The organism is Streptomyces sp. 6-11-2, from assembly GCF_006540305.1.
Lineage (GTDB): Bacteria > Actinomycetota > Actinomycetes > Streptomycetales > Streptomycetaceae > Streptomyces.
Genome location: NZ_BJOR01000001.1, coordinates 1,720,000 through 1,741,607 on the forward strand (window position 1 = coordinate 1,720,000; position 21,608 = coordinate 1,741,607).

21 protein-coding genes are annotated in these 21,608 nt (G+C 73.0%); 9 read left to right on the forward strand and 12 right to left on the reverse strand.

Annotated elements, in window-relative coordinates; all coding sequences use genetic code 11:
* Positions 1-87: 87 nt before the first annotated feature.
* From TNCT6_RS07055 to TNCT6_RS07075, 6 genes are all read left to right on the forward strand, one after another.
* Positions 88-753 carry an amino acid ABC transporter permease gene (locus TNCT6_RS07055; RefSeq protein WP_141357699.1) on the forward strand — a complete coding sequence of 222 codons (666 nt, stop codon included), beginning with the start codon at positions 88-90 and terminating at the stop codon, positions 751-753.
* A complete protein-coding gene (locus tag TNCT6_RS07060; RefSeq protein WP_141357701.1) occupies positions 750-1,655 on the forward strand; it encodes an amino acid ABC transporter permease in 906 nt (301 codons plus the stop codon). Before TNCT6_RS07055 ends, TNCT6_RS07060 begins: the two co-directional genes overlap by 4 nt.
* 279 nt (positions 1,656-1,934) lie before the next feature.
* Complete coding sequence (locus TNCT6_RS07065; RefSeq protein WP_141357703.1) at positions 1,935-3,536, forward strand: FAD-dependent monooxygenase; 1,602 nt, start codon at positions 1,935-1,937, stop codon at positions 3,534-3,536.
* Positions 3,537-3,640: 104 nt separating this feature from the next.
* Positions 3,641-3,712: a putative leader peptide gene (locus TNCT6_RS42045; RefSeq protein WP_324838480.1), complete on the forward strand. Its 72-nt coding sequence runs from the start codon at positions 3,641-3,643 to the stop codon at positions 3,710-3,712.
* Between the two features lie 111 nt (positions 3,713-3,823).
* Positions 3,824-4,399 (forward strand): cysteine dioxygenase, encoded by a 576-nt coding sequence (locus TNCT6_RS07070; RefSeq protein WP_373996158.1) that lies wholly within the window; start codon positions 3,824-3,826, stop codon positions 4,397-4,399.
* Positions 4,396-4,818 (forward strand): rhodanese-like domain-containing protein, encoded by a 423-nt coding sequence (locus TNCT6_RS07075; RefSeq protein WP_141357705.1) that lies wholly within the window; start codon positions 4,396-4,398, stop codon positions 4,816-4,818. The genes TNCT6_RS07070 and TNCT6_RS07075 overlap by 4 nt, the downstream gene beginning before the upstream one ends.
* A gap of 78 nt (positions 4,819-4,896) precedes the next feature.
* On the opposite strand, the gene recX is transcribed toward TNCT6_RS07075, so the two are convergent.
* The 4 genes from recX to TNCT6_RS07095 form a co-directional block, all read right to left on the reverse strand.
* Positions 4,897-5,736 (reverse strand): recombination regulator RecX, encoded by an 840-nt coding sequence (recX, locus tag TNCT6_RS07080; protein ID WP_141357707.1) that lies wholly within the window; start codon positions 5,734-5,736, stop codon positions 4,897-4,899.
* A 3-nt stretch (positions 5,737-5,739) separates the two neighbouring features.
* The gene (gene recA / locus TNCT6_RS07085) at positions 5,740-6,855 is read right to left on the reverse strand and encodes a recombinase RecA (RefSeq protein WP_141357709.1); all 1,116 of its coding nucleotides are present in this window, start codon (positions 6,853-6,855) and stop codon (positions 5,740-5,742) included.
* Between the two features lie 278 nt (positions 6,856-7,133).
* A complete protein-coding gene (locus tag TNCT6_RS07090; RefSeq protein WP_141357711.1) occupies positions 7,134-8,360 on the reverse strand; it encodes an AI-2E family transporter in 1,227 nt (408 codons plus the stop codon).
* A 60-nt stretch (positions 8,361-8,420) separates the two neighbouring features.
* The gene (locus TNCT6_RS07095; RefSeq protein WP_141357713.1) at positions 8,421-8,615 is read right to left on the reverse strand and encodes a DUF3046 domain-containing protein; all 195 of its coding nucleotides are present in this window, start codon (positions 8,613-8,615) and stop codon (positions 8,421-8,423) included.
* A gap of 80 nt (positions 8,616-8,695) precedes the next feature.
* On the opposite strand from TNCT6_RS07095, the gene TNCT6_RS07100 reads away from it, so the two are divergent.
* Positions 8,696-9,706 carry a hypothetical protein gene (locus tag TNCT6_RS07100; protein ID WP_253266044.1) on the forward strand — a complete coding sequence of 337 codons (1,011 nt, stop codon included), beginning with the start codon at positions 8,696-8,698 and terminating at the stop codon, positions 9,704-9,706.
* 24 nt (positions 9,707-9,730) lie between these two features.
* On the opposite strand, the gene TNCT6_RS07105 is transcribed toward TNCT6_RS07100, so the two are convergent.
* The 3 genes from TNCT6_RS07105 to TNCT6_RS07115 are packed head-to-tail and all read right to left on the reverse strand — an operon-like array spanning position 9,731 to position 11,648.
* Positions 9,731-10,039, reverse strand: a complete 309-nt coding sequence (locus TNCT6_RS07105; protein ID WP_141357715.1) for an AzlD domain-containing protein — start codon at positions 10,037-10,039, stop codon at positions 9,731-9,733.
* Positions 10,036-10,782 (reverse strand): AzlC family ABC transporter permease, encoded by a 747-nt coding sequence (locus TNCT6_RS07110; RefSeq protein WP_141357717.1) that lies wholly within the window; start codon positions 10,780-10,782, stop codon positions 10,036-10,038. Before TNCT6_RS07110 ends, TNCT6_RS07105 begins: the two co-directional genes overlap by 4 nt.
* Entirely contained in the window at positions 10,683-11,648 is a 966-nt protein-coding gene (locus TNCT6_RS07115; protein ID WP_141357719.1) for an AraC family transcriptional regulator, read from the reverse strand. The genes TNCT6_RS07110 and TNCT6_RS07115 overlap by 100 nt, the downstream gene beginning before the upstream one ends.
* A gap of 113 nt (positions 11,649-11,761) precedes the next feature.
* Here TNCT6_RS07115 and TNCT6_RS07120 point away from each other — a divergent pair, with 113 nt between their 5' ends.
* Positions 11,762-16,696, forward strand: coding sequence for an ATP-dependent helicase (locus tag TNCT6_RS07120; protein ID WP_141357721.1), 4,935 nt, complete (start codon positions 11,762-11,764; stop codon positions 16,694-16,696).
* A gap of 71 nt (positions 16,697-16,767) precedes the next feature.
* The gene (locus tag TNCT6_RS07125; protein WP_141357723.1) at positions 16,768-17,613 is read left to right on the forward strand and encodes an Fpg/Nei family DNA glycosylase; all 846 of its coding nucleotides are present in this window, start codon (positions 16,768-16,770) and stop codon (positions 17,611-17,613) included.
* 36 nt (positions 17,614-17,649) lie between these two features.
* Here TNCT6_RS07125 and TNCT6_RS07130 read toward each other — a convergent pair whose 3' ends face one another.
* From TNCT6_RS07130 to rimO, 5 genes are all read right to left on the reverse strand, one after another.
* Positions 17,650-18,129 (reverse strand): hypothetical protein, encoded by a 480-nt coding sequence (locus TNCT6_RS07130; protein ID WP_253266490.1) that lies wholly within the window; start codon positions 18,127-18,129, stop codon positions 17,650-17,652.
* A 141-nt stretch (positions 18,130-18,270) separates the two neighbouring features.
* Positions 18,271-18,648, reverse strand: a complete 378-nt coding sequence (locus TNCT6_RS07135; protein WP_100570760.1) for a helix-turn-helix domain-containing protein — start codon at positions 18,646-18,648, stop codon at positions 18,271-18,273.
* Positions 18,649-18,757: 109 nt separating this feature from the next.
* A complete protein-coding gene (locus TNCT6_RS07140; protein ID WP_141357725.1) occupies positions 18,758-19,303 on the reverse strand; it encodes a CinA family protein in 546 nt (181 codons plus the stop codon).
* Positions 19,300-20,136 carry a CDP-diacylglycerol--glycerol-3-phosphate 3-phosphatidyltransferase gene (gene pgsA / locus TNCT6_RS07145; RefSeq protein WP_141357727.1) on the reverse strand — a complete coding sequence of 279 codons (837 nt, stop codon included), beginning with the start codon at positions 20,134-20,136 and terminating at the stop codon, positions 19,300-19,302. The genes TNCT6_RS07140 and pgsA overlap by 4 nt, the downstream gene beginning before the upstream one ends.
* A complete protein-coding gene (gene rimO / locus TNCT6_RS07150; protein WP_141357729.1) occupies positions 20,133-21,605 on the reverse strand; it encodes a 30S ribosomal protein S12 methylthiotransferase RimO in 1,473 nt (490 codons plus the stop codon). Before rimO ends, pgsA begins: the two co-directional genes overlap by 4 nt.
* Positions 21,606-21,608 lie beyond the last annotated feature (3 nt).

The window sequence follows — 21,608 nt, forward strand, 5'->3', positions numbered from 1 at the left end:
CCCTGGGCGCGCCGCCGCCCGCCGCGCTCACGGCGGCGGCGCGCCACGCCCTCCTCGTACGCCACACACCCGGAAGCGCGGGAGATCGTGTTCGACTTTCTTCAAGGTTACGACGTCCTAGGGGCGTTCTGGATGACGGTGAAACTCACCGTCCTCTCCGCCCTGGGCTCGCTGGTCTGGGGCACCCTGCTGGCCGCGATGCGGGTCAGTCCGGTTCCGGTGATGCGCGGCTTCGGCACCGCATACGTCAACATCTTCCGGAACATCCCCTTGACGGTGCTCATCGTCTTCACCTCCATCGGCCTCGCCGACACCTTCGGGGTGACGATGGGCGCGTCCGACTTCAAAGTCCAGGGCTTCCGGCTGGCGGTGCTCGGGCTCGTCGCCTACCACGCGGCCTTCGTCTGCGAGGCGCTGCGCTCCGGCATCAACACCGTGCCGGTCGGACAGGCGGAGGCGGCACGCGCGATCGGGCTCAACTTCAGCCAGACCCTGCGCCTCATCGTGCTGCCGCAGGCGTTCCGCGCGGTGATCGGACCGCTGGCCAACGTACTGATCGCACTGACCAAGAACACGACCGTGGCGGCCGCGATCGGTGTGGCCGAGGCCGCCTACCTGATGAAGAAGATGATCGAGAACGAGGCCCAGACGCTCGCCATCGGCGCCGTCTTCGCCCTCGGGTTCGTGGTCCTGACCCTGCCCGTCGGCCTCTTCCTCGGCTGGCTCGGCAAGCGACTGGCGGTGAAGCGATGAGTTCCGTGCTCTACGACGCCCCCGGCCCCCGGGCCAAGCGGCGCAATGTGATCCTCTCCGTCGTCTTCGTCGCCCTGCTCGCACTGCTCGTGTGGTGGATCTGGTCGACGATGAACGACAAGGGCCAGCTCAAGTGGGCCCTGTGGCAACCCTTCTCCACCTCCGCGGCCTGGACGACGTACCTGCTGCCCGGCCTCGGCAACACCCTGAAGGCCGCGGCGCTCGCCATGGTCATCGCCCTTCCGCTGGGCGCGCTCTTCGGCATAGCCCGGCTGTCCGACCACCGGTGGATCCGGGTTCCGGCCGGTGTGGTGGTCGAGGTCTTCCGGGCGATCCCGGTACTGCTGCTGATGCTGTTCGCCAACGAGTTCTACGTCCGCTCCACGGGCATCGCCAGCGACGAGCGCCCCCTCTACGCGGTCGTCACCGGCCTGGTGCTCTACAACGCCTCGGTTCTTGCCGAGGTCGTACGGGCCGGCATCCTGGCCCTCCCCAAGGGGCAGACGGAGGCCGCCTACGCGATCGGTCTGCGCAAGGGCCAGACGATGAGCGGCATCCTGCTCCCGCAGGCGGTCACCGTCATGCTGCCGGCCATCGTCAGCCAGCTGGTCGTCATCGTGAAGGACACCGCGCTGGGCGGCGTGATGCTCGGCTTCACCGAACTGCTGAACTCCCGCAGCACGCTCGCGGCCAACTACGCCAACGTCATCGCCAGCTTCATCGTGGTGGCCGTCATCTTCATCCTGCTCAACTTCGCCCTCACCAGCTTCGCGAGCTGGCTCGAGCGCAGGCTGCGCCGGAGCAAGCGGAGCACCGGCGTCGTCCTCGCCGCGGACGACGAGGAGGTCAACCCCGCCCAGGTCGGCGGCACCTACGGAACGGGTACGGGCGGCTCGATCTGACGGCCGCTCAGGCGGCTCGGAGGAACCCGACGGGGGTGTGGTGGCCGATGCCGCCGCACCCCCGTCGGCGTTCGGAGCCGAGCAAGGAGCACGGCGGTCGGCAGCGCTCACGAGTCGCCGCACGGCGCACGCCACCGCGCACCTGGAGCACCGACGTGCGTCCCGCTTGACCGGCTGGCGCCCAGTCTGTTGCATACGTTCTGTGATCGTGCACCGTGCTCCGGCTTCCTGTTCACCTGTGACCCCCAGGACACCACTGCTGGCAGGGGGCGCCGCGCCGTGGACCCGGTGATCGTTGTCGGAGCGGGGCCCGTCGGGCTCACGCTCGCCCTGGCGCTGGCGCGTCAGGAGGTGCCGTCCGTCGTGCTCGACGAGGGACCCGGCGCGGACACGCCGCGTGCCGCGCGCACGGTCGTCCTGCGCGAGGACACCGCCGCGCTCGTGGAGCGTCTGGCCGGTGCGCCGCTCGGCGGGGCCGGGCTCCGTTGGGCCGGATGGCGGTCGCTGCGGCGCAAACAGGTGATGCGCGAGATCACCTTCGACGACGCCGAACCCGCACCGCTGCACATCGCCCAGCACGTGCTGACCGACGCCCTGCGCACGGCCGTCGCCCGCGAACCGCTGGTCGAACTCGCCGTGGACAGCCGCCTCGACAGTATGGAGCAGGAGTCCACGGGGGTCACCGTCCACACCCGCGGCCCGGGCGGCACATGGTGGCGCGGCAGTTACCTGGTCGGCTGCGACGGCCCGCGCTCGACCGTGCGCAAGCTCCAGGACATCCGCTTCCCCGGTCGTACGGCCGTCGAGCGGCACGCCGTCGCCGCGGTGCGCACCGAACTGCCCCGGCCCGGCGAAGCGTTCCTCCACCGGCTGCCGCCGTGGCGGACGACCGGCCCCTTCGCCGGGGAGATCGCCGCCCGTCCGCTCCCGGACGACGTGTGGCGGCTGGACTGGCTGCTGCCGCCCGGCAAGGACCTGGTCACACCCGAACTGCTGCTCGCCCGCATCCGGGAGACCCTCGCCGGCTGGACCGGCGAAACCTCGCCGTCGTACGAGCTCCTGGACACCGGAGTCCACACGGTCCACCACCGGGTGGCCCGCCGCTGGCGCGCCGGGCGGGTCTTCCTCGCCGGGGACGCGGCCCACCTGCTGGGCGCGCTCGGCACCCAGGGTCTCGACGAGGGCCTGCGGGACGCCGACAACCTCGCCTGGAAGCTGGCGCCGGCCTGGCACCACGGGCCGCACGAGGGGCTGCTGGACAGCTACCAGACCGAACGGCGCGCGATCGTCGCCGCCCGGCTGCGCGCCGCCGACCAGCTGCTGCCGGTGCTGCGCGGGGGCGGCGGATTGCGGTCCTTCGTGCCCGGGTCCGGCCGTGGACACGACGCCCTGCTGATGGACGGCCATCTGGGGCGCGGGCCGCTGGGCGCGCCGGGGGCGTACGCGGACTCACCTCTCACGCCCCCGCCCCTCGACGGGGAGGTGCTCGTGGACACGCCGGCCGGCGCCCCGGTCGCCGACGTGGTGGTCACCGCGGAGGACGGTTCCTGCGTGCCGCTGAGGGACCGGCTGGGCCACGGCGCGCTGCTCGTGGTGCTGATCGCGCCGGGCACGGGTGTGTGGGAGCGCCGGCACTGGGTGGGCGCCGGCATCATGCCCCGGCTGGCCGCCGCGGTGACCGCGCTGCCGCACCCCGCCGAGCTGCTGGTCACCGAGAGCTACCCGGGTGCCGCTCCCCACACCGTCCTCCTGGTACGGCCCGACGGACACCTGGTCACCGCGCTGAGCGGGGTGCGCCCGGCCGACCTGTACACCGCGGCGGAGACGGCGCTGGGCGGCGCCGGACATGCCGAGGACCGTGCCGAGGCGGGCGCACGCTGACCGCGGAGCCCTGTGGACCGTACGCGCCGTGCGGTCCACTGGGTGGCGGCGAGTTGACCGGTCGGTACCGCCATGGTCTACTCCGGAACGTGACCGACACCGATGTGCGCCTGTGGCGGAGGGTCCACATGGACCTCGTCCGCTATGCGGGCTGCGTGTGTCGTCCCGCCTGTTGAACTCGCCTTCCCTCCCCCGGCGCGCCGCCTCATTCGCACACTCCCGTACGTCCTTCGTCCGTACCCTGTGCCGCCGCGCGCCTTTCGCGAACGCTCCTCAGGACGGTGCACGTGTCTGTCTCGCCCCTCGGCCCCTCGGCTCCCGATCTCTCCCCTGACGCCTCCCCACCCGCCGTGTCCGCGCCCTCCGTACGGGAGCCGACGCAGGCGGAACTCCTCGACTTCGTACGGCGCACCGCCGCCGACACCGCGCTGATCACCTCGCTTCCGCTCGACCCGGAGGGCCGCACCTGGGTGCGCCTGGAGGGGCCCGGCGGCAGCGAGGCCTGGCTGATCGGCTGGCCGCCCGGCACCGGCACGGGCTGGCACGACCACGCCGACTCGGCGGGCGCCTTCGTCACCGCGGCGGGCGAACTGAAGGAGAACTCGCTCGCGGCCCGGCTGCCCACCGACGGCTGGAAGACCCTCGAACTCACCGAGGGGGTGGACCGCGAACGGCGGCTCCCGGCGGGGCGGGGCCGCTCCTTCGGCCGCCACCACGTGCACGAGGTGCTCAACGAGTCCACCGACCGGCACGCCGTCTCCGTGCACGCCTACCATCCGCCGCTGCCCCGCATCCGCCGCTACAGCCGCACCGGGCAGACACTGCGCCTGGAACAGGTCGAGCGCCCGGAGGACTGGCAGTGAGCACACCCCAACCACCCGTCGGAATCGACGAGTTGCTGGAGCGGATCCGTCAGGGCTACGAGCGCGTCGAGGCGCGCGAGGCGTACACGGCCGCCCGCGCCGGCGACGCGCTCCTGGTGGACATCCGCTACGCCGCCCTGCGTTCGAGGGACGGCCTGATACCGGGCGCCCTCGTCGTGGAGCGCAACGAACTGGAGTGGCGGCTGGACCCGCTGGGCAGCCACCGTGTCCCCGAGGCCACCGGCCACGATCTGCGCGTGGTCGTCGTCTGCAACGAGGGCTACGCGTCGAGTCTCGCGGCCGCTTCCCTGCACCAGCTGGGGCTGCTCCGGGCGACCGACCTGGTGGGCGGCTTCCAGGCATGGCGCTCGGCCGGGCTGCCGGTGACGCCGTGGGACGGCAGCGTTCAGTCGTCGTAGAGGGAATCGCACGCCAAGCCCGCGCGCTCCCCGTGGTGGTCCGCGCCTCCCGGCGCCGGCCGCCCGGCGGGCGCCGGCTCAGTAGCCCTCGTCGGCCAGGAAGTCCGTGTCCTCGCCCTCCTCCTCCAGCGCCTGCCGGACCACGCGCAGGGCCAGGCCCTCGGAGTAGCCCTTGCGGGCGAGCATCCCGGCGAGGCGGCGCAGCCGTTTGTCGCGGTCGAGGCCGTGGGTGGAGCGCAGTTTGCGGGCGACGAGTTCGCGCGCGGTGGCCTCCTCCTGATCGGCGTCGAGCCGGCCGACCGCCTCGTCGATCAGTGCCGCGTCGACGCCCTTGGTCCGCAGCTCCCGGGCGAGCGCACGCCGGGCCAGTCCGCGCCCGTGGTGCCGGGACTCCACCCAGGCGTCCGCGAACGCGCTGTCGTCGATCAGCCCGACCTCCTCGAACCTGGACAGGACCTCGTCCGCCGCCTCGTCCGGGATCTCCCGCTTGCGCAGGGCGTCCGCGAGCTGCTTGCGGGTGCGCGGGGTCCCGGTGAGCAGGCGCAGGCAGATGGCGCGCGCCCGCTCCACCGGGTCCCCCTGAGGCTCCCCCTGCTCAGCCCTCGGCAAGGAGTAGGTGCCCCCGTCCTCGGCGGACGCCTCGCCGAAGCCGCGCCGACGGCGTCCGCGTCCACCGTGCGACCCGCCGTCACGCGAGCCGCCCCGGCGCGCACCACCCATGGGTGGGCCACCCGCGCGCCGCTGTCCGTCGTCGCCCCAAGGCACACCAGCGTCCGGCTCGGCATCCCCGTGCATGCCGTCTCCGTCCGTGCCCGAGCCGAGCGCGTCCCCGGTGCCCCTCCCCCGTGGGGCACCGAAGGCGGCGTGCTCGTACGCCTGCTCGTGCTCGTACTCGGCCCAGTCGGTTCGCCGTGTCACGGGTCAGCTCTTGGCCGAGGAGGCCTTGGGCTTGGTGGCCTTGGCGGGCGCCGTCTTGGCCGCGTCGTCCGCGGCGGTGGTGACCGCGGCGTCCGCGCCCGGCTCCGCGGCCGGCTCCTGCGGCCGTACGCCGACGCCCAGCTTCTCCTTGATCTTCTTCTCGATCTCGTTGGCCAGGTCGGGGTTGTCCTTGAGGAAGTTGCGCGCGTTCTCCTTGCCCTGGCCGAGCTGGTCGCCCTCGTACGTGTACCAGGCGCCGGCCTTGCGGACGAAGCCGTGCTCCACGCCCATGTCGATCAGACCGCCCTCGCGGCTGATGCCCTGGCCGTAGAGGATGTCGAACTCGGCCTGCTTGAAGGGCGGCGCGACCTTGTTCTTGACGACCTTGCAGCGGGTCCGGTTGCCGACCGCCTCCGTGCCGTCCTTCAGGGTCTCGATACGGCGGATGTCGATGCGCACCGAGGCGTAGAACTTCAGGGCCCGGCCACCGGTCGTGGTCTCCGGGGAGCCGAACATCACGCCGATCTTCTCGCGGAGCTGGTTGATGAAGATCGCGGTGGTCTTGGACTGGTTGAGCGCGCTGGTGATCTTGCGCAGGGCCTGGCTCATCAGCCGGGCCTGGAGACCCACGTGGCTGTCGCCCATCTCGCCCTCGATCTCCGCACGCGGGACGAGCGCGGCGACGGAGTCGATGACGATGAGGTCGAGGGCGCCGGAGCGGACCAGCATGTCCACGATCTCCAGGGCCTGCTCGCCGTTGTCCGGCTGGGACAGGATGAGGTTGTCGATGTCGACTCCGAGCTTCTTCGCGTACTCGGGGTCGAGGGCGTGCTCCGCGTCCACGAACGCGACCTGGCCGCCCGCCTTCTGCGCGTTCGCCACCGCGTGCAGGGTCAGGGTCGTCTTACCGGAGGACTCCGGTCCGTAGATCTCCACGACTCGGCCGCGCGGCAGGCCACCGACGCCGAGGGCCACGTCGAGCGCGGTCGACCCGGTCGGGATGACCTCGATCGGCTCCCTCGACCGCTCGCCCATGCGCATGACCGCGCCCTTGCCGAATTGTCGTTCAATCTGTGCGAGCGCGGCGTCGAGCGCCTTCTCGCGGTCGGTTCCTGCCATGGGTTCCACCCGGTTTGCTTGAGTCGATCGCTTCACGTCAAAGACGCTAACGCCTGCCACTGACAATGCGCCCCGACGCACGTCCGGCCTGTGGATAACTCAGGCACTTCTCCCCCCGAACCGGGGCGAAATCCCTTCCGTTGAGCCTCGCCGGAGCTTCCATGAGAATAGATGTTCGATTTTCGTGTCAAGCGCACCCGACGGCGCCCCGCCGAGTACGCGCTACCGAACACGCCCCGCCGAGTACGCCCTACCGAGCACGTCCTGTCGAGTACGCCCTACCGTGCCCGCCACAGGCGGCGCGCGCGGGCGAGCAGGCCCGGGACCGGGCCGCGTCCGCGGTGGCCGTGGACGCGGGGGTCGTCCGTGACGGCGTACCGCTTCACATAGGCGCCCAGGAAGGCCTGGAGGGTGGCGACCGCGGGAATGGCGATCAGCGCGCCCACGGCGCCGAGCAGGGCGGTGCCGGCGATGACCGAGCCGAAGGCGACCGCGGGGTGGATGTCCACGGTCCTCGCGGTCAGCTTGGGTTGCAGCATGTAGTTCTCGAACTGCTGGTAGACCACCACGAAGACCAGCACCCACAGCGCGTACCAGGGGTCGACCGTGAAGGCGATCAGCATCGGCAGGGCGCCCGCGAGATAGGTCCCTATGGTGGGGATGAACTGCGAGACCAGGCCCACCCAGACAGCGAGCACGAGCGCGTACGGCACTCCCAGGGCCTGGAGCAGGACGTAGTGGGCGATCCCCGAGACGAGTGCCATCAGGCCGCGCGAGTACAGATAGCCGCCGGTTTTGTCGACCGCTATCTCCCACGCGCGCAGCACCTCCGCCTGGCGGGCGGGCGGCAGCAGGGAGCAGATGGTGCGGCGCAGCCGCGGACCGTCGGCGGCGAAGTAGAACGAGAACAGCGTGATCGTCAGCAGCCGGAACAGGCCTCCGAGCACCTGAGCGGACACGTCGAGCACGCCCGCGGCGCTGTTCTGCGCGTACTTGCGCAGCCAGTCGGAGTGGAGCAGCCCCTCCTGCACGTCCACCCGTCTGAGCTCGGTGTGGAACGTGGTGTTGACCCAGTTGATGACGGAGTCGAGGTACTCCGGGAAGCCCTCGACCATCTTGATGATCTGCCCGGCGAGCATCGAGCCGAGCAGCGTCACGAAGCCCGCCGACGCGATCGTCAGACCGAGGAAGACCAGGAAGGTCGCGAACCCCCGCCGCATCCCGCGGGAGGCCATGCGGCTGACCGCGGGCTCGATGGCGAGGGCCAGGAAGAACGCGATGAGGACGTTGAGGAGCAGGCCGGTCAACTGGTGGAAGGCCCAGCTGCCGAGCTGGAAGGCGGCGACGAGGCCGATCGCGAGCACCATGGCCCGCGGCAGCCAGCGGGGCATGCGGGCGCCCGGCCCGGCTGCGCCCTCGGCCGGTACCGGAGACCGGGGAGGCGGTGTCGTAGCGAACGGGGATGCGTGCGGGGCCGTCTGCCCGGTCTCGTCAGTGGGTGCCACGGTGCAAGTCTCGCCGACGCTGCCGACAACCCGGCACCGGCCCGCGATCCTCGGGTCCGGTCAGTGCCTCTCCCGCGGGACGTGCATGACCTGGCACACCACGCGCCACACGTCCTTCGCGTCCCAGCCGGCCGCCAGCGCCTCGTGCACCGTGCGCCCGCCGAGCTCCGACATCACGTGGTCGCGCGCGAAGGTGTCGGCGTACCCCGTGCCGAAGTGCTCCGCCATCCGCTCCCAGAAGACCGTCAACCGCATGATCCCAGTATCCCGCCCCTGCGGGTGACCTCGTTCCGGGGCCACCTGGGGAGACCGCTTTCCGCCCTACGGTCTGACGCATGGCCGAGACCGGAGCTCCCCCTCCTCCCCCTCTTCCCCCTCCTCCCCTTTCTCCCCCTCCTCCCCCTTCTCCCCCGCCGCCCTCGGCTCCTTCCCCGCCGCCTCCGGCGTCCTCTCCGCTGTTCCGCGCCGAGCACTTCGTGTGGCTCACCGCGCGCGTGCTGGAGCAGCGGCTGTTCGCATACCACTTCCTGAACGGCGGCGCGGATCCGGTGGAGACCGCGCTGGACGCCTACCGCAACGAGGACGGCGGATACGGTCACGCGCTGGAGCCCGATCTGCGCGGCCCCGTCAGCCAGCCGCTGCACACCGCGCACGCGCTGCGTGTGCTGGACACCGTCGACCGCTGCGGCGGACAGCGGGTGGAGCGCGTCTGCCGCTATCTGACCTCCGTCTCCACCCCCGACGGCGCGCTGCCCGCGGTCCACCCCGGCCAGCGCGGCTATCCGGCGGCCCCCTTCGTGCCGGTCGTGGACGACCCGCCGAGCGACCTCCTGGCCACCGGACCGGTGGTGGGCCTGCTGCACCGCAACGAGGTGTGGCACGCCTGGCTGTTCCGGGCCACCGACTTCTGCTGGCAGCGGGTCGAGTCCCTGGCGACCTCCCATCCGTACGAGATCGAGGCGGCCGTCACCTTCCTGGACTCGGCACCCGACCGCACACGCGCGCGTGCGGCCGCCGACCGGCTCGGCCGTCTCGTGCGCGACGGGCGCCTGGCGCTGCTGGACCCGGAGCGGCCGGAGGCCTACCCGGTCGCACCGGGCTACGCCCCCGGGGAGCACCACTTCCCGCACGACTACGCGCGGACACCCGGCTCCCTCGCGCGCGCGTGGTTCACGGACGAGGAGATGAAGCGCTCCCTGGACCACCTGGCCGGCCGTCAGGAGGAGGACGGCGGCTGGCCGGTCACGTGGCACCAGTGGGCTCCGGGCACCGCGCTGGAGGCACGCCCCATGGTCACGATCGAGGCGCTGCGCACCCTCAGGGCATACGGCCGGCCCATCGGCTGAACCGCCGCCGGTACGCGCCCCGGCTCACCCCGTCAGGGCCCGCACCCCGGCCGTCACCACCACGGCCGCCCCGACCACCACCAGGAACGGCGCCCGCAGCAGCAGCGCCACGGCGGCGGCCGCGAGGCCGGCCGCCCGCGCGTCCAGCACGAGCGTGTGCCCGTCGGCGAACGTCTGCTGGGCGGTGAGCGCGGCCAGCAGGGCGACGGGCAGCAGCGCGGCGAGCCGCTTCACCAGCGGCCGTTCCAGGGCACCCGCGGGGACGAGCAAGCCGGCCAGCTTGACGGCATAGCAGCCGACAGCGGTCACTGCCACCGCGATCCAGATGTTCAACGATCTCCCTCTCGTACGTCGTCACGGGCGCCGCTGCCGCGACGGCCCCGCAGGTACAGCACGGCCGGCGCGGCGAACGCGGCCGCCAGGACCGGCACCCCGGCCGGCAGCACGGGCAGCAGACCGAGCCCGAGCAGTACGGCCAGAGCGGCGACGGCCCGCTCGGTGGCGGTCTTCAGCATGGGCGCCAGCAGCGCCAGGAACACGGCCGGCCCGGCCGCGTCCAGACCCCAGGCGTCGGTGTCGCCGAGGGCCTTGGCGCCCAGCGCGCCCAGCAGCGTGGTGAGGTTCCACAGCACGTAGAGGGTGACCCCGGTGACGGTGAAGCCGATCCGCGCGCTGCGCCGCGTGGGCTGGGCCAGCGTCACCGCGGTGGTCTCGTCGATGACCCATTGGGCCGCGAACGGCCGCACCGCGCGCGGGAGGGCCAGCAACTGCGACAGGCGCAGCCCGTAGAAGGCGTTGCGCACGCCCAGGAAGAAGGCGCCCGCGGCCGCCGTGAACGGGTTGCCTCCGGCCGCCAGCGCCCCCACCAGCGCGAACTGGGAGGCCCCGGTGAACACCAGCAGGCTGAGCGCGCACGTCTGCCAGAGCGTGAGCCCGCTGCCCGCCGAGGTCACCCCGAAGGCGAACCCGGACAGTCCTACGGCGACCCCGACCCCCAGGGCGTCTCGTACGACGGCGGCGTCGGGCTTTCCTCCGTCGTCGGCGCGTATGTCTGCGAGAGCTGTCTGTTCTGCCACGGCGTCGAGGGTAGGAAGAGCCGGGACCTGGAGTCTTGTACGTTCTTGCGCTCGCGCTGGTAGGCCCCCGGGGGCACGCCCACGATCCGGGAGAAGTGCCGGCTCAGATGCGACTGGTCGGTGAAGCCGACGGCCACGGCGGCCTGGGAGGGCGCGGTGCCCGCGTCCAGCAACCGCCTGGCCCGGCGCACCCGGGCGTCGGTCAGCCAGGTGTGCGGCGGCATTCCGTAGGCGTTGCGGAAGGCCCGCAGCAGCGCGAACGGGCTGCTGCCCAGGTCGGCCGCCAGTCTCTCCAGGCTCGGCGGCTCGGCCATCCGTTCCTCCAGGACGGCACGCGCGCGTGCCGCGGTCCGCGCCCCCGCCGTCCGTATCTCCCGCTGCGGCAGCGCCCCGCCGTTGAGCCGCAGCAACCGCGTCACGGCGACCCGCAGCAGGGTGTCGGCCGCCAGCGCGTTACCCTCGTCCGCGGCCCGCAGCACCTGGTGCACCAGGCCGACGGCGTACGGATCGTCGAGCACGGGACGGACGAAGCCCGGCGTCCCGCGAATGCCCGTGGTCTCCCCGGCGATCCCGGCGACGAGCTCCGGCGACGGATACACCGCGCCGTACCGCCACCCCTCGGGCACCGCCGCCCGCCCGGTGTGCGGTGTGTCGGGATTGACCAGCGCCAGCGTCCCCGGGCCCGCGTACTGGTCGGACCCCCCGTGGTGGAACACCTCCACGCCCTCGACGATGGCGGCGATCACGAAGTGCTCGTGGGTGTGCCGCACGAACTCCTTGCGGACGTAGCGGGCCCGCAGCAGATCGACACCGGGCAGTTCCTCGTACCGCCAGTGCCGCGCCCGTTCCTCACCCGCTGCCGCCATACCCCCGATTCTCCGTCGTCGGCGCGGCTCCACCAGTGTGGGGGCCACCTCGGGCGACCCCGGGCACGCCCAGGCCGGAGGGCGTTGTCAGTGGCCGGGTGCACGATGGACACATGGTCAGCGACGCACACCGGGCCCTCGACGGCTTCTCCCCCGCGACCCGCGGCTGGTTCACGGGGGCTTTCTCCGCGCCCACCGCCGCCCAGGCGGGGGCGTGGCAGGCCATCGGCGAGGGCTCGGACGTGCTGGTGGTCGCCCCGACCGGCTCCGGCAAGACCCTCGCCGCCTTCCTCGCCGCGCTCGACCAGCTCGCCTCCACCCCGCCCCCGGCCGATCCGAAGAAGCGCTGCCGGGTGCTGTACGTCTCCCCGCTCAAGGCCCTCGCCGTGGACGTGGAGCGCAACCTGCGCAGCCCGCTGACCGGTATCCGCCAGGAGTCCGTCCGCCGCGGCCTGCCCGAGCCGGAGGTGAGGGTCGGCATCCGCTCCGGCGACACCCCGGCGGCCGAGCGCCGCGCCCTGTCCACCCGCCCGCCGGACATCCTGATCACCACGCCCGAGTCGCTCTTCCTGATGCTGACCTCGGCCACGCGGGACGCTCTGACCGGTGTGGAGACGGTGATCCTGGACGAGGTGCACGCGGTGGCCGGCACCAAGCGCGGCGCGCACCTCGCGCTGTCCCTCGAGCGCCTGGACGAGCTGCTGCCGAGGCCCGCCCGCCGCATCGGCCTGTCCGCGACGGTCCGCCCGGTCGACGAGATCGCCCGCTATCTGTCGCCCCGCCGCAAGGTGGAAATCGTCCAGCCGGAGTCCGGCAAGGAGTTCGACCTGTCGGTGGTCGTCCCCGTCGAGGACCTGGGCGAGCTGGGCGGATCCCCGGTCGCCGACGGCGGCGACGGGGCGGAGCGGCCCTCGATCTGGCCGCATGTCGAAGAACGGATCACCGACCTGGTCCAGGCGCACCGCTCGACGATCGTGTTCGCCAACTCCCGCCGGCTCGCCGAGCGCCTGTGCAACCGGCTCAACGAGATCGCCTACGAGCGGGCGACCGGCGAGTCCCTGGACGAACACCACTCCCCCGCCGAGCTGATGGGCGGCTCCGGCGCGGCGCACGGCGCGCCGCCGGTCATCGCCCGCGCGCACCACGGCTCGGTCTCCAAGGAACAGCGCGCCCTGGTCGAGGAGGACCTCAAGGCGGGCCGGCTCCCCGCGGTGGTCGCCACCTCCAGCCTGGAGCTGGGCATCGACATGGGCGCCGTCGACCTCGTCGTCCAGGTCGAGTCCCCGCCCTCGGTGGCCTCCGGACTCCAACGGGTCGGCCGCGCGGGACACCAGGTCGGCGCGGTCTCCACCGGCGTGGTCTTCCCGAAGTACCGCGGCGACCTGGTCCAGGCCGCGGTGGTCACCGAGCGGATGCGCTCCGGTGCCATCGAGTCCCTCAAGGTGCCCGCCAACCCGCTGGACGTCCTCGCCCAGCAGCTCGTGGCGATGACGGCGATGGACACCTGGCAGCTGGACGACCTGCTCGCCCTGGTCCGCCGGGCGGCGCCGTTCGCCTCACTGCCGGAGTCGGCGTTCACCGCCGTCCTGGACATGCTCGCCGGCCGCTACCCGTCCGACGCGTTCGCGGAGCTGCGCCCGCGCGTGGTGTGGGACCGCGTCGCGGGCACGATCACCGGCCGCCCCGGCGCGCAGCGCCTCGCCGTCACCTCCGGGGGCACGATCCCCGACCGCGGCCTGTTCGGGGTGTTCCTCGCCGGCTCGGACCCCAAGAAGGGCGGCGGCCGGGTCGGCGAGCTGGACGAGGAGATGGTCTACGAGTCCCGGGTCGGCGACGTCTTCACGCTCGGCACGAGCTCCTGGCGCATCGAGGACATCACGCGCGACCGGGTCCTGGTCTCGCCCGCGCCGGGCGTGCCGGGCCGGCTGCCGTTCTGGAAGGGCGACCAGCTGGGCCGCCCGCTGGAGTTGGGTCGCGCGGTGGGCGCGTTCCTGCGCGAGGTGGGCTCCCTGCCGAAGGAGGACGCGCGGCTGCGCCTGCTGGCCGCCGGCCTCGACGCGTGGGCCGCGGACAACGTCCTGTCGTACCTGGAGGAGCAGCGCGCCGCCTGCGGGCACGTCCCCGACGACCGGACGATCGTCGTGGAGCGGTTCCGCGACGAACTGGGCGACTGGCGGGTCGTGGTGCACTCCCCCTTCGGCGCCCAGGTGCACGCCCCCTGGGCGCTGGCGCTGGGCGCCCGTCTGTCCGAGCGGTACGGCATGGACGCGCAGGTCATGCACGCCGACGACGGCATCGTGCTGCGCCTGCCCGACGCCGATCTGATGGGCCTGGACCTGCTCGACCAGGAGCCGGTGAAGGCCGGCCTGGAGTACGACGCGGAGCAGGCGCCCGTCGGGGCCGCGGACGTCACCTTCGACAAGGGCGAGATCGACCAGACCGTCACCGACCAGGTCGGCGGCTCGGCCCTGTTCGCCTCCCGCTTCCGCGAGTGCGCCGCCCGCGCGCTGCTGCTGCCGCGCCGCAACCCCGGCAGGCGCACCCCGTTGTGGCAGCAGCGCCAGCGCGCCGCCCAACTGCTGCAGGTGGCAAGTGAGTTCGGCTCGTTCCCGATCGTCCTGGAGGCGGTCCGCGAATGCCTCCAGGACGTCTTCGACGTGCCGGGCCTGGTCGAGCTGATGGGCGACGTCGAGTCCCGCAAGGTGCGCCTGGTCGAGGTCACCACCCCGGAGCCGTCCCCGTTCGCACGTTCGCTGCTGTTCGGGTACGTCGCCCAGTTCCTTTACGAGGGTGACTCGCCGCTCGCCGAGCGCCGCGCCGCCGCGCTGTCCCTGGACTCGCGGCTGCTGTCCGAGCTGCTGGGCCAGGCGGAACTGCGCGAACTGCTCGACGCCGAAGTGCTGGTGGAGCTGGAGCGCGAGCTGCAGTGGCTGACCGAGGACCGCCGTGTGAAGGACGTCGAAGGCGTAGCCGACGTACTGCGGCTGCTCGGTCCGCTCTCGGAGGCCGAGCTGGCCGAGCGGGGCGCCGAGCCCGGCTGGGCGCGCGAACTGGCCGGGGCGCGCCGGGCCATCCAGGTCCGGATCGCCGGAGCCGACCACTGGGCCGCGATCGAGGACGCGGGCCGGCTGCGCGACGCGCTCGGCACCGCGCTGCCGGTGGGCGTCCCGGAGGCGTTCACCGAGCCGGTGAAGGACCCGTTGGGCGACCTCCTGGCGCGCTATGCCCGCACCCACGGCCCGTTCACGTCGGCGTCGGCCGCGGCCCGCTTCGGCCTGGGCGTGGCGGTCACCGAGGGCGCGCTCCAGCGGCTCGCCGCGGGCGGCCGCGTCGTGCAGGGCGAGTTCCATCCGGCGGGCATCGGCCAGGAGTGGTGCGACGCGGGCGTGCTGCGTCGGCTGCGCCGGCGTTCACTGGCCGCGCTGCGGCACGAGCTGGAGCCGGTGCCGCCGGCCGCGCTCGCGCAGTTCCTGCCGCAGTGGCAGCACATCGGCAGGGGGCACGGACTGCGCGGCATCGACGGACTGGTGCGCGCCGTCGAGCAGTTGCAGGGCGCGTCCGTGCCCGCCTCCGCGCTGGAGAAGCTGGTCCTGCCGTCCCGCGTGGCGAACTACACCCCGTCGATGCTGGACGAACTCACCGCGGCCGGCGAGGTGGTGTGGGCGGGCGCGGGCGCGCTGCCCGGAAAGGACGGCTGGGTCTCCCTGTACCTGGCGGACACGGCCCCGCTGATCCTGCCGCCCCCGCACCCGCTGGAGCCGACCGCGCTCCACCAGTCGGTCCTGGACGCCCTCTCCGGCGGATACGGTCTGTTCTTCCGTCAGATCGCCGACCAGGTCCGCGCGACCACCCACCCCGAGGCCACGGATCCCCAACTGGCCGACGCGCTGTGGGACCTGGCGTGGTCCGGACGGCTCACCAACGACACCCTCGCCCCGATGCGCTCCCTGCTGGGCTCGGGCCGCACCGCGGGTTCCACCGCGCACCGGGCCAAGCGCGCGGTCCCGCGCGGGCGTTACGGATCGCTGACGGCCGCCGCCCGCACCGCGTCCCGCAGCGGCCCGCCGACCGTCGCCGGCCGCTGGTCGCTGCTGCCGGTTCACGACCCCGACCCCACCGTGCGCGCCCACGCCCTGGCCCGTACCCTCCTCGACCGGCACGGCGTGGTCACGCGGGGCGCGGTGGGGGCGGAGGGCGTCGAGGGCGGCTTCTCGGCGGTGTACCGGGTCCTGTCCGCCTTCGAGGACAGCGGCCAGGCCCGGCGGGGCTACGTGGTGGAGGGCCTGGGTGCCGCGCAGTTCGCGATGGACGGCGCGGTGGACCGGCTGCGGGCGGTGGCGAACGCCCGTGAGCGGGGCGAGGGCCTGCCCGGCGCGATCTCCGGGGGCGGTGGTCCCGACGGCTTCGGTTCCCCCGACGGCTCCCGGGGCCCCGGTGTCATCGACTCCGGCTTCCCCGCCGCCGAACTCAGCCGTGACTTCGGCGGTGACCTCGGCGGCGACGTCGACTGGCTGGACTCGGGCCGCCCGACCCCCGGTGACTACGTCCCGCCGAGGGACCTCGCCTCACCGGGTCACGGTGGCCCGAGGGGCGGCGGGCAGGCCCTCCCGTACGGCAACGGCTTCGGCGACCGCCGTGCCCGTACCGCCGACACCGGACCCCGGGGGGTCGTCCTCGCCGCCGCCGACCCCGCGAACGCCTACGGCGCCGCACTCTCCTGGCCCGAGCCGCCGACCGGCGCGGGACACAAGCCGGGCCGCAAGGCCGGCTCCCTGGTGGTGCTCGTCGACGGCGAACTGGCGCTGTACATGGAGCGCGGCGGCAAGACGCTGCTGGCCTGGCCGGCCGACCCGGACGGCGCGGCCGGTGACGACCCGCGCCTGCGTGCGGCCGCCGAGGCGCTCGCCGAGGCCGCCCGCGCGGGCTCGCTGGGCACGGTGACGGTGGAGCGGGTCAACGGCGCCTCGGCCCTGACCTCCCCCCTCGGCGCCCTCCTGGAAGGAGCGGGGTTCATCGCGACCCCGCGCGGACTGCGCCTGCGCGCCTGATCCGGGACAGCGGGAGCCACCCACACGCGCACTCGTACGTGTCGCCCTCCCGCACGTGTCACCCTTGACCCATGCCCGAAGGCGACACGGTCTGGCAGACCGCGAGGCGGTTGCACGACGCCCTCGCGGGCAAGGTGCTGACCCGCAGCGACTTCCGGGTGCCGAAGTACGCCACGGTCGACCTCACCGGCCGCACCGTCCTGGACACCGTCTCCCGCGGCAAGCACCTGCTCACCCGTTTCGAGGGCGGCCTCACGCTGCACTCGCACCTGCTGATGGAGGGCGCCTGGAGGGTGTACGGCACCGGCGAGCGCTGGAAGGGCGGCCCCGGCCACCAGATCCGCGCCATTCTCGGCGCCGCCGACCGCGCGGCCGTCGGCTACCGCCTCCAGGTCCTGGAGCTGCTGCGCACCTCGGAGGAGGACCGCACCGTCGCCCACCTCGGCCCGGACCTCCTCGGCCCCGACTGGGACCCCGACCTGGCCCTGGCCAACCTCCTGGCCGAGCCGGGCCGCCCAATCGGCGAGGCCCTGCTCGACCAGCGCAATCTCGCCGGCATCGGCAACGTCTACAAGAGCGAGCTGTGCTTCCTGCTCGGCGTGACCCCGTGGCTGCCGGTCGGCACCCTGCCCGCCGACCGCGCCGCGCAGCTGCCCGCCCTGGCCAAGAAGCTCCTGGAGGCCAACCGCGACCGCGTCGTCCGCCGGACCACCGGCCTGCGGGGCCAGGACCTGTTCGTGTACGGCCGGGCACCCCGCCCCTGTCTGCGCTGCGGCATCTCCGTCCGGGTGGCCGACCAGGGCGACGGCTCCCAGGAGCGGCCCACGTACTGGTGTCCGAACTGCCAGGCAGGCCCCGCACCACAGCCGGGCACCGCGCAGAAGTGGCGGGACCGCCATCCCCGCACGACCGGCTGATGTCCCCGCACCACCGCTTGACCGTCCCGCCCTCCGCTACGTCCCGGATTCCTCGTTCGAGCGGTGAGGCGGCGATGCCGTCGCGGCGCCGAACGGCCATCCCCCGCCGGCGGACGGCGGCCCGCCGAAGACGCCGTACGGCCACCCTCCGGAGGCGGGAAACGGCGCCCCACCGCCCTCCGCGAGCGCCGGCGCCTCAAGCCCCTTGTCCTCCCCCGCCTCCGGCCCCACGTCCGGCCCCTCGTCCGGTACTTGCGCCGGCCCCTCCTTGCGGGCCTCCTTGGGCACGCAGTGCACGGGCAGCAGGCTCAGACCCCATCCCCCGGCCGCGACAGCCCCCTCCAGCACCCCCGCCTCGCCCGACAGCAGCAGTCGCAGCACCGCCCACCACCACGCCGCACCGAGCCCCAGAGCGGCCCCCCAGCGCACTATCGGCCCCGCCATCGCACCCACCACCACCTCCAGCCGACGCCGGACCGCCGCACTGGCCTCCACGATGGCGGCACCGCTCGGCACCGGCAAACGGGCGCGGCGAAACCCGGCGTAAACCCCCGGACAAGGTGAAGGCCCCGGCCGCGCTCCTCCAGGTCTCCCCGGAGAGAGCCCCGGCCGGGGCCTCACTCACGTGTGCGCAGGTTCACGCGCGCGTGCGACAGGTCACGCGGCGACCACGTCCACCGCCTCGGCGGCGGGCGCCTTGATGGTCACCCGTTCCGGTGGCACACCGGTCACCGACACGGAACCCAGCATCGGGCGAACCGGCGTGGGCACGGGCTCGGTGGCCGCAGCAGACTGGGCCAGCTCGGCGAGGGCGAGCTCGTCGCTCACTTCCCGCATGAGCTCGGACATCCGTACGTCCAGCGCGTCGCAGATGGCGGCGAGCAGCTCGGAGGAAGCCTCCTTCTGCCCCCGCTCCACCTCGGATAGATAGCCGAGCGAGACTCGGGCGGACGAGGAGACTTCGCGCAGAGTACGGCCCTGGCGCTGGCGCTGCCGACGCAGCACGTCACCCAGCAGGCGACGGAGCAGAATCATCGGTGGCTCCCTCCTCGGACCGCGTAGCCGCATCCTTCACGCCCCACCGTACCGCCTTGCGCCGCGGCCGTGCGGGGAGCGATGTCGTGTTCACTCAGGGCTGCAAACATCAAAACCCCCCGTTCCGTTCCGTATCCTGTGCCCGCTCATTTCCGGTCTGTTCGCCCGCAATCTGCTCCAAAAGCAGTGCAAGCACGCTCCGTACACTCTCCATACGAATTTCCGCCCGGTCGCCGTTCAACCGCAGCGCGGCCGTTTTCCCGCAGCGATCGACGCCGGTTTCCGTCACGCGCGGCCCGGCCACGGCCACGAAGACCGTCCCGACCGGCTGCCCGTCCTGGGGGTCGGGGCCGGCGACTCCGGTGGTCGCGATGCCCCAGTCGGCTTCCAGGGCTTTCCGCACCCCGGCCGCCATCTGGGCCGCGACCTGCGGATCCACCGCTCCCCGCTCGGCCAGCAGGGTGGCGTCGACGCCGAGGAGCCGGTGCTTGAGCTCGGTGGCGTAGGCGGTGACCGAGCCCCGGAACACCTTCGACGCCCCCGGCACCGCGGTGATCTCCGCCGCGACCAGGCCACCGGTCAGCGACTCGGCCACGGCGACCGTCTCGCCCCTCGCCGTGAGTAGTGTCACTACGTCGACGGCCGGCGAACTCACGCTTGCGACTCCTCCAACGCGGCACGCTGCTCGGCGATTCCCCGCCTGCGCAGCACGATGGCCTGTCTCACATAGTCGAGGCCCGTGACCACGGTCAGCACGACAGCCGCGGCCATCACCCAGAACCTCAATGTGGCCAGCCAGCCCGTCAGCGCCAGCACGTACATCCCGACGGCCACGCCCTGCGTGAGCGTCTTCAGCTTGCCGCCACGGCTCGCGGGGATGACTCCGTACCGGATGACCAGGAAGCGCAGGAGCGTGATCCCCAGTTCCCGGCCGAGGATCACCCCGGTCACCCACCAGGGCAGATCGCCGAGCCCCGAGAGGCAGATCAACGCCGCCCCCATGATCGCCTTGTCGGCTATGGGATCGGCGATCTTCCCGAAGTCGGTGACGAGGTTGTACGTCCGCGCCAGATGGCCGTCGAACAGGTCGGTGATCATGGCGATGGCGAAGGCCGCCCAGGCCAGCGACCGCCACGCCGGGTCGTACCCGCCCTCGGCCAGCATCAGCGCCACGAAGCAGGGCACGAGGAGCAGCCGGAGCATGGTCAGCAGATTGGCGACGTTCCACACACTCGCCTGGTTCACGGCGGCGGCCGCGATCTTCCCGCCCCGCGGTGCCTTGCCGGAGCCCTGCGCCCGCGCGGTCTCATCAGCCGCACCCGTCGCACCGGAACCGGCAGGAGCGGCGGAAGCGGCAGGTCGGGAAGCCTGGGAGGCGCGGGAAGCGCCCGAAGCCCCGTCTGCACCGGCGCGGCGCGAGGCCGCCCCCGCGGCCCTCCCCTGCGCGCCCGAGGAGCCGCCCGCGGCGGATGCCGGGACTCCCGTCATCTGCCCGCCTCCTCGCTCCACGCGAACGTGCCCGCCAGCGGCTCGGCCACCAGGTCGACACCTTCCGTGCCGACCACCTTCGCCTCGACCATACGACCGACGTCCAGGCCCTCGCCGCCGACGAGCAGCACCTGGCCGTCCGTCTCCGGTGCCTGGTGCGCCGCCCGGCCGCGGACGCCCTCCTCGGCGTCCACGGACTCGACCAGCACGTGCACCGTCTGACCGACGCGCTCCTCGGCCCGCTGGGAGACGAGTTCCTCGGCCAGCCGGGAGACGCGCGCCAGCCGCTCGGCGACGACGTCCTCGTCGAGCTTGCCGTCGTACGTCGCCGCCTCCGTGCCCTCCTCGTCGGAGTAGCCGAAGACGCCGATGGCGTCCAGGCGCGCGCCGTTCAGGAACCGCTCGAGCTCGGCCAGGTCGGCATCGCTCTCGCCGGGGAAGCCGACGATGAAGTTGGACCGCACGCCGGCCTCGGGGGCCTTGGAGCGGATGGTGTCGAGCAGTTCCAGGAAGCGGTCGGTGTCGCCGAAGCGGCGCATGGCGCGCAGCACGCCGGGCGCGGAGTGCTGGAACGACAGGTCGAAGTAGGGGACGACCTTCGGGGTGGAGGTCAGGACGTCGATCAGCCCGGGACGCATCTCGGCCGGCTGGAGGTAGCTCACCCGCACCCGCTCGACGCCCTCGACCTCAGCGAGCTCGGGCAGCAGGGACTCCAGGAGGCGGATGTCGCCGAGGTCCTTGCCGTAGGAGGTGTTGTTCTCGGAGACCAGCATGATCTCCTTGACGCCCTGCTCGGCCAGCCACCGCGTCTCGTTCAGCACATCGCTCGGGCGGCGGGAGATGAACGAGCCGCGGAAGGACGGGATGGCGCAGAACGAGCAGCGCCGGTCGCAGCCGGAGGCGAGCTTGACCGAGGCGACCGGGGCGCCGTCCAGGCGGCGGCGCAACGGCGCGCGCGGGCCGGAGGCCGGGGCGACACCTTCCGGGAGGTCCGTGGGGCCGTGCCCCGGAATGGCCACCTCCGTGCCGGCGTCCTGCCGCTCGGCCGGGCTGATCGGCAGGAGCTTGCGGCGGTCGCGCGGGGTGTGCGCGGCGTGGATGCCGCCGCTCAGGATCGTCTGGAGGCGGTCGGAGATGTCCGCGTAGTCGTCGAAGCCGAGCACGCCGTCGGCCTCCGGGAGGGCCTCGGCGAGTTCCTTGCCGTACCGCTCGGCCATGCAGCCGACCGCAACCACCGCCTGGGTTCTGCCGTGGTCCTTGAGGTCGTTTGCCTCGAGGAGGGCGTCGACGGAGTCCTTCTTGGCGGCCTCCACGAAGCCACAGGTGTTGACCACGGCGACGTCCGCTTCCGCGGCGTCCTCCACGAGCTGCCAGCCGTCCGCCTCCAAACGGCCTGCGAGCTCCTCCGAGTCCACCTCGTTACGGGCGCAGCCGAGAGTGACGAGTGCGACGGTACGGCGTTCAGGCATGGG